We start from the raw sequence: 7,898 nt of genomic DNA on the forward strand, positions 1-7,898 counted from the left end.
ATGCTGCAGCAGCTTGTAAGCTCCGTGTTCTGGCTGGCCGTCCTGGGTCTGGCCTGGGGTATGGCCCGGCGCGCGCTCATATGGAAAACAGGCCGGCCGGCCAGCGTGGATCTGCGTGGGCTGCTGCAAATTCCAAAGCGCTATTTTGTGGACCTGCATGACGTGGTGGCGCGAGAGCCTTTTGTGGCCCGGGCCCATGTCGGTGTGGCCGGCGGCGCGATCCTGGCCCTGGTGCTGGTCGCGCTGAACTACGGCCTCGGCCTGTACTGGCCCAGCCTTGACGCGGTGCTGCTGCTGGCCGGCCTGATGATGCTGGCCGGTGCGGCCGCCATGGCATCGCGCCGCCGCAACGCACCGGCGCGCCTGTCCCAAGGCCCGTGGAGCCGGCTGCCTTATTCACTGATGCTGTTGAACGCTTTGGCAGTCCTGCAGACCGGCGCTTCGCCACGGCGCTGCGACCTTTGAAGCTCACCGCCGACGACATGGGCGTGGGCAAGCCGGCCAACTTCGCCTGGAACAAACTGCTGTCCTTCGACGCCTGCGTGCAGTGCGGGAAGTGCGAAGCCGCCTGCCCGGCTTTTGCGGCGGGCCAGCCGCTGAACCCGAAGAAGCTGATCCAGGACCTGGTCGCCGGCATGAGCGCCAAGACCGATGCCGGCTACGCGGGCAGCCCTTATCCAGGCCAGCCAGTCGGCCAGCACAGCGGGGCCCCGGGCCTGCCCATCGTGAATGGCCTGATCAACAGCGACACGCTCTGGTCTTGCACCACCTGCCGCGCCTGTGTGCAGGAATGCCCCATGCTGATCGAACATGTGGATGCGATTGTGGACATGCGCCGCCACATGACCCTGGTGGGCGGCGTGGTGCCGAACAAAGGCATGGAAGCGCTGGAACAGCTGCGCGACACCGACACCGCCGGCGGCTTCCCGCTCACCGCCCGGCACCATTGGGCGGCCGACCTCGACGTGCCGGTACTTGAAGCCGGTGGCCACACCGACTGGCTGGTACTGGTTGGGGAAGGTGGCTTCGACATGCGCTACCAGCGCACCCTGCGCGCCTTTATCAAAACGCTGCAAAAGGCCGGGCTGAAGATCGCCCTGCTGGGCGCGGCGGAAACCGATTGCGGCGACCTGGCGCGCCGCCTGGGCGACGAGCATGGCTTCCAGCGCCTGTCCCTGCAGCTCATCGCCACCCTGAAGGCACGCGGCTTTCTGCACATCGTGACGCCCGATCCCCACATCTTCCATTCGCTGAAGAACGAGTACCCGGCCATGGGCGGCGACTTCGACGTGTGGCACCACACCCAGCTGCTGGCCGACCTGCTGGCCAAGGGCCAGTTGCAACCCACCCGCGCCGGCAGCCTGGAGGCCGTGACTTACCACGATCCCTGCTACCTGGGCCGCTACGGCCGCGAAGTGGAAGCTCCGCGCTCGGTGCTCAAAAGCATAGGCATCAAGGTGGTGGAGATGGAACGCAGCCGCGAGCGGGGCCGTTGCTGCGGCGGCGGCGGCGGCGCGCCGTTTACCGACATTCCCGGTACCACGCGTATTCCCGACATCCGTATTGCCGATGCCAGGCTCACCGGCGCGGGCGTGGTGGCCGTGGCCTGCCCCAACTGCACCGCCATGCTCGAAGGTGTGGTGGGGCCGCGACCCGAAGTGCTCGACGTGGCAGAACTGCTGGCCCATGCATTGGAGGTGGCATGAGCACCCCCTACGCCCCTTCAGGCCAGGTGCGCCGCGTGGACCCGCGACGGCCCGCCATCCTGACGCCCGCGGGCCTGCGGCGCATCGTCCTGGGCAGCAGCGAAGGCGAACGCGGAACCGCAAGCCGCCTGGACGCCCCGATCGCCAAGGCCTCGCGCAGCACCGGCCCCTTTCAACACACCACCATGGTGGTGGCCCACGCGGAGCGCGGCGCGCTGAGCGACATGGCGCGCCAGGCGATTGCGGCGGCCGCGATTCTGGCCCCCGCCAACACCGAAGTGATTTTGGCGGTGCTGGGCGCCTGCCATGACGACGTGGCGGCACTGGGCGTGGATCGTTTGCTGGTGTCGGAGGATTTTGATCCGAACCGCTACCAGCCCAGCGCCTGCGTTCAATGGCTGCAAGGCCTGCAAGCGCTCTGGACGCCTCAACATTGGTTCTTTGCCGATCACGGTTTTGACGGCCAATTGGGCCGCCGCTTTGCCCTCCACGCCGGGCTGGACCTGGCTTGCGGCGTGGCCGAGCTGGGGGCGGACACGCTGCGCGTGCCCGCCAGCGCCAGCCAGGACTGCCTGCGCCCGCACGCCCAGGTCATGCTGCTGGCCAAAAGTGTCGCCGGCACCAAGCTGCCGTTTGTGGGCCTCGGCGTACGCGAACCCGCTCAAGCCTTGCCGGCGGTTTCCGAGAGCGGAATCGAAGACCTGGGCGTACAGGCCGGGGATCCAAAAACGCTGGCACTGGAGGAAGCCGACCTCATCCTGGCCGCGGGCAACGGCGTCACCGACCTGCCCCTGTTCCACTCGCTGGCGCTGGAAGTCGGCGCCGCGGTCGGGGCCTCGCGCGTCGCGGTGGATGACGGCCGCTTTGCCCGCGCCCAGCAAATCGGCGCCACGGGAAAAACCGTGTCCGCTTCGGCTTACCTGGCGCTGGGCATTTCCGGTGCGGTACAGCATCTGCAAGGCATCAAGGATTGCCGCCATGTCATCGCGGTAAACCTGGATGCTTCAGCGCCCATCGCGCGCCGCGCCGACCTGACCGTCGTTGAGGACAGCGCGGCGCTGATGCAGGCCCTGCTCAAATTGGTCCGCGCGCAAAAGGAGGCCGCATGAGCGACATCGTCGTACTCGTGGCGGCCCACACGCATGCGGTCAGCGGTCGCCCCGTCCGCAGCCGTGCCGATGCAAGCGCGGCAGCCCTGGCTTTGGGCCTGTCGGATGGGATCCGGCTGCTGACGGCCGGCCCTTTGCCGGATTCAGTTGCCCGCGACTACCTGGCCCTGGGTGCGCCCCTGCTTGAAGTTCTGGAATGCAAGGAAGAGGCCGATGTGACGGCAAGCTTGCTGGCTGCCTTGCGTGATGTGCCTTGGGTATTGGCCGGAACCCGCCCGGAATCCGAACACGGCACGGGGATGTTGCCTTACGCCCTGGCAGCCGGGCTGGGGCGCCCCGTGGTCGCGGATGTCCTGGCCGTGGAGCCCGAGGGTGCCGCCTGGCTTGTGACGCAGGCACTGCCCAAGGGAGCCCGGCGCCGCCTGCGCGTCCATCCGCCCGCCGTGCTTGTGGTGAGTGCCGCCGCATCCCCATCACCGCGTTATTCACTGGCCGATGCCATGGCGGGCCGGATTGTCCGCAAACCGGCTCAAACACCGGAGGCCGCGCCTGTTCCCGTTTCCGCGGGCCAGCTGGTCCCCAGGAGCAAGCGCCGCAAATTGCTGGAAGCCCGTATCCAGCAAAGCGGCCACGCCCGCATGTTGGGGGCCATCGAGTCACCCTCGACGGGCGGCACCGTGCTGCAAACAGGCGACCCGCACAGCAAGGCGCAGGCGGTATTGGACTACCTGCGCACCCATTCTCTTGTTCATTTTTGACCAACGCCCACTATGACAAAGACCATTTCCGCGCAAACCCTGCTCACCCGCGAGTTGCTGGCCCGCCGCCGCCCCGGCTACAGCCTGGAGGCGCCGTTCTACCTCAGCGACACACTGCTGCAGGCCGACATGGAGCACATCTTCGGCAAGCACTGGATTTTCGTCGCCGTCGAACCTCAAATCGCCGAAGCCGGCGACTACATCACCGTGGACTTCGACAAGAACTCCATCCTGATCGTGCGCGACGACGATATGCGGATACAGGCTTTCCACAATGTCTGCCGCCACCGCGGCTCACGCCTGTGCGCCAGCCGGCAAGGCGTGGTGGGCAATATCGTTTGCCCTTACCACCAATGGACCTACGACCTGACGGGAAAACTGATCCACGCCAAGCACATGGGCGATGATTTTGACGCCACGGGCCTGGGCCTCAAGCCCGTGCACGTGCGCAGCCTGGCCGGTTTGATTTTCATCTGCCTGGCCGAAAACCCACCGGAAGACTTTGAACAGATGGCCGCGGAGATGACGCCTTACCTGGCGCCCCACCAGCTCAGCCAGTGCAAAGTCGCGGCCCAGGTCGACATGGTGGAAGACTGCAACTGGAAACTCACCATGGAAAACAACCGGGAGTGCTACCACTGCATGAGCAACCACCCCGAGCTGACCATTTCCCTGTACGAATACGGCTTCGGCTACAAGCCGGRCGAGCACAACGCCGCCGAACAACAGCGCTTCCAGAACATCATGGCCGCCAACCATGAACGCTGGGAAGGCATGGGCCTGCCCTCGGCGGARATCGACACCCTGGACGACCGGGTGACGGGCTTTCGCACCCAGCGCTTGCCGATAGACCGCTCCGGCCAGTCGCAAACCATGAACGCCGAAGTCGCATCCAAAAAACTGCTGGCCGACTTTGTCGATCCGGCGCTCGGCGGCTTGTCGTTCTGGACGCAGCCGAACTCCTGGCATCACTTCATGAGCGACCACATCGTCAGCTTTTCGGTGCTGCCGATCTCCGCCACCAAAACCCTGGTACGGACCACCTGGTGCGTGCACAAGGATGCGGTGGAGGGCGTGGACTACACCGTGGAGAACCTGACCGCGGTATGGAATGCCACCAATGCGCAAGACCGCCGCCTTGTGGAGGAGTCGCAAATTGGAATCGCCACCGGCGCTTACCAGCCCGGACCGTACTCGCCTTTCACCGAAGGCCTGGTGGAAAAATTCTGCAACTGGTACGTGAACCGTTTGAGCGCCCTGACCCGGTAGATGCCTGCCGATATTCAGCGTTCAACCAATCCCCATGTCCACCTTTCTTCACGCTCCCGACTTCGCGGCCCCCGCGTCCCCGCCCTGGTCCTCCGACCGGGACGAAACCCTGCGCTGTGTCCACGTACGCCAGGAAACACACGACGTCAAAACTTTTGTGCTGGCGGCGGACGGACCGCGCAGCTTCCGCTACCTGCCGGGCCAGTTCATCACGCTTGAGCTGGAAATCGCCGGCAGCAAGATCAACCGCTGCTACACGCTCTCAAGCACGCCTACCCGCCCCGACCTGGTCAGCATCACCGTCAAGCGCGTTCCGGGCGGGACTGTGTCCAACTGGCTGCATGACAACCTGCGTGCCGGCATGGCGCTAAGCGTGATCGGGCCATCGGGGGAGTTCAGCTGCTTCAAGGCGCCGGCGCAACGTTACCTGTTCCTGTCAGGCGGCAGCGGCGTCACGCCCTTGATGTCGATGACCCGGGCACTGCACGACCTGGGCAGCGACGCCGATATCCTGTTTGTGCATTGCGCGCGCACCCCCGCGGACATACTGTTCCCGGAAGAACTGACCTTGATGGCGCGCAACATGGCGCGCTTGCGCCTGGCCACCGTGTGCGAACAGCACACGCCCGGCAGCGCCTACGCCGGACACCTGGGGCGCATGGATGCGGCGCGGCTGGCGCATATCGCACCCGACTTCCTGCAACGCGATGTCTACACCTGCGGCCCCGCGCCTTTCATGGCGGCGGTTCGCCAGCTTCTGGCCGCGGCGGGCCATGACATGCAGCGCTACCGCGAAGAGAGCTTTTCTTTCGCCGAGCAGGCACAGCCCGAATCGCAAGCGCAGGGCGACGGCAGCGCTTCCATACTCAACATCCAGCTGCAAAAAATGGGGCAGACCTTCCCATGCCGGGCCGACCAGACAATTCTGCAAGCCGCCGCCGCGGCGGGCTTGCGCCTGCCTTCTTCCTGCAGCAGCGGCATCTGCGGCACCTGCAAAACCAAAAAAATATCCGGCCAGGTCGAGATGAAACATGCCGGGGGCATTCGCCCGCGCGAAATCGACCAGGGATGGATTCTTCCCTGCTGCAGCAAACCCGTGAGTGATGTTGCACTGGATCGGTGAACAAAAAAATGCGCATGCACCAATTCAAGAGCCGCTTCGCGTTTCTATCAACAAGCACGGGGCTTYTAAGGTGTTTAGGGGCAGAAATAGCACCCCTCATGGACAAACCCTATAGCCCGAAACCTATTCGACCGAGAAAATAGTGGCACGCTGTTTGCTCATAAGAAAAACCGAAGCATGCAGCGAAAAAATTCCCCGGAGACATACGATGACCAAACCCAAAATCAGTGTTCGAAATCTTTACAAGATCTTCGGAAATAATATTTCCGAAGCCGTAAGGTTATTGGGGGAAGGCTTGGGCAAAGACGAGGTATTTGCCAGGACCGGGCATGTCGTCGGCGTCAACAAAGTCAGCTTCGACGTGGTGGCGGGCGAAATCTATGTGCTGATGGGTTTGTCGGGGTCGGGGAAATCCACCTTGATCCGGCTCATCAACCGCCTGGTCGAGCCGTCTTCGGGAACCATCCATATCGACGGCGAAGACATCACCGCCCTGCCGCAATGTGACCTGGTCAAGTGGCGGCGCAAGCGGGTCGCGATGGTGTTCCAGTCTTTCGCGCTCATGCCGCATCGCAATGTGCTCGACAACGCCGCGTTTGGGCTCGAGATGGCGGGCACACCGCGCAAGGCGCGTGAAGACCGGGCCATGGAAGTGCTGAAGCAGGTGGGCTTGCAGACCTACGCGGCAAAATACCCTTCGCAACTGTCGGGTGGCATGCAGCAACGCGTGGGCCTGGCGCGCGCCCTGGCGGTGGACCCCGACATCCTGCTGATGGATGAGGCCTTCTCGGCGCTGGACCCGCTCAAGCGCGTCGAGATGCAAAGCCTGATGCTGGATTTGCAGCGCGACCAGCAGCGCACGGTGCTGTTCGTCTCGCACGACCTTGAAGAAGCACTGCGCATCGGCACCCGTATCGCCATCATGGAAGGCGGCAAGCTGGTGCAAGAGGGAACCCCGCACCAGATCATCACCCAGCCCGCCAACGACTACGTGCGCAGGTTTTTCGAAGGTGTGGACACTTCGCGCTACCTGACCGCGGCGGACTTGCTGGATCCCGGATTGAACGGCCACTCCTACAACGGGGGGCCACGGCTTCCCTCCCACACCACTTTGCCCGAGGCCATGAAAATTGTCCTGGGCATGGACCAGCCCGTGGGCGTGTTCGACGCCACCGATCAATTATTGGGCTGCATTTCCGCCCGCAGCCTGCTTGTCAGAATGGCTCAAGAGGCCCGTCATGTCTAACCTTCTATCTCAAATCACCCAGGCCTCGCACGACGTTCTGCCCCTGGGACGCTGGGTCAACGCCGGCGTCAAACACCTGCTGGACAACGGGGCGGCCGTATTCGATTCGATCGGCGTCGTGGTGGAACAGTTTGCCCAATGGGTCGAGATGGGCATGTTGGCCGCGCCCTTCTGGCTGGTCATCCTGGTGGCCGCGGCCGTGGGTGTTCGCCGCCTGGGCTGGAAGTTCGGGGTGTTCGTGGCGCTCGCCCTGGCCTTGATTGTGGTCACCGGATTCTGGCTGCAAACCATGGTCACGCTGGCCCTGACACTCTCGGCCACCCTCATCAGCCTGTTTTTCGGCATCCCGCTGGGAATATGGTGCGCCCGCGCCCCTCGCGTCAATGCCTCCATACGGCCGATGCTGGACTTCATGCAGACCATGCCCGCCTTTGTGTACCTGATCCCCGCGGCCATGCTGTTCGGCCTGGGCCGGGTGCCCGGCATCATCGCCACCGTGATCTTCGCCATGCCGCCCGTGGTGCGCCTGACCAGCCTGGGCATCCGCCAGGTGAGTTCCGAGCAGGTGGAAGCCGGTAACGCGTTTGGCTGTACCTCCACCCAGCTGCTGTTCAAGGTTCAGCTGCCTATCGCCATGCCAACCATCATGGCGGGCGTCAACCAGACTATCATGATGGCGTTATCGAT

Annotated in this window: 6 protein-coding genes and 1 pseudogene; all 7 read left to right on the top strand. The window is 64.2% G+C overall.

Features of this window, described 5'->3' with window-relative positions:
• Positions 1–1,706: pseudogene (locus AC1D0P_RS02015) on the top strand (DUF3483 domain-containing protein).
• Complete coding sequence (locus AC1D0P_RS02020) at positions 1,703–2,815, top strand: FAD-binding protein (protein WP_477675145.1); 1,113 nt, start codon at positions 1,703–1,705, stop codon at positions 2,813–2,815. The pseudogene AC1D0P_RS02015 and the gene AC1D0P_RS02020 overlap by 4 nt, the downstream one beginning before the upstream one ends.
• Positions 2,812–3,573, top strand: coding sequence for an adenine nucleotide alpha hydrolase family protein (locus tag AC1D0P_RS02025; RefSeq protein WP_477675146.1), 762 nt, complete (start codon positions 2,812–2,814; stop codon positions 3,571–3,573). Before AC1D0P_RS02020 ends, AC1D0P_RS02025 begins: the two co-directional genes overlap by 4 nt.
• Positions 3,574–3,585: 12 nt before the next feature.
• Positions 3,586–4,842, top strand: a complete 1,257-nt coding sequence (locus AC1D0P_RS02030) for an aromatic ring-hydroxylating oxygenase subunit alpha (protein ID WP_477675147.1) — start codon at positions 3,586–3,588, stop codon at positions 4,840–4,842.
• A 34-nt stretch (positions 4,843–4,876) separates the two neighbouring features.
• Positions 4,877–5,965, top strand: coding sequence for an FAD-binding oxidoreductase (locus tag AC1D0P_RS02035; RefSeq protein ID WP_477675148.1), 1,089 nt, complete (start codon positions 4,877–4,879; stop codon positions 5,963–5,965).
• A 208-nt stretch (positions 5,966–6,173) separates the two neighbouring features.
• The gene (locus AC1D0P_RS02040; protein WP_477675149.1) at positions 6,174–7,211 is read left to right on the top strand and encodes a quaternary amine ABC transporter ATP-binding protein; all 1,038 of its coding nucleotides are present in this window, start codon (positions 6,174–6,176) and stop codon (positions 7,209–7,211) included.
• The coding region (locus AC1D0P_RS02045; protein ID WP_477675150.1) for an ABC transporter permease at positions 7,204–7,898 on the top strand (695 nt) is incomplete at its 3' end. The genes AC1D0P_RS02040 and AC1D0P_RS02045, both read left to right, overlap by 8 nt.

This window comes from Polaromonas sp. P1_G2, assembly GCF_056405515.1.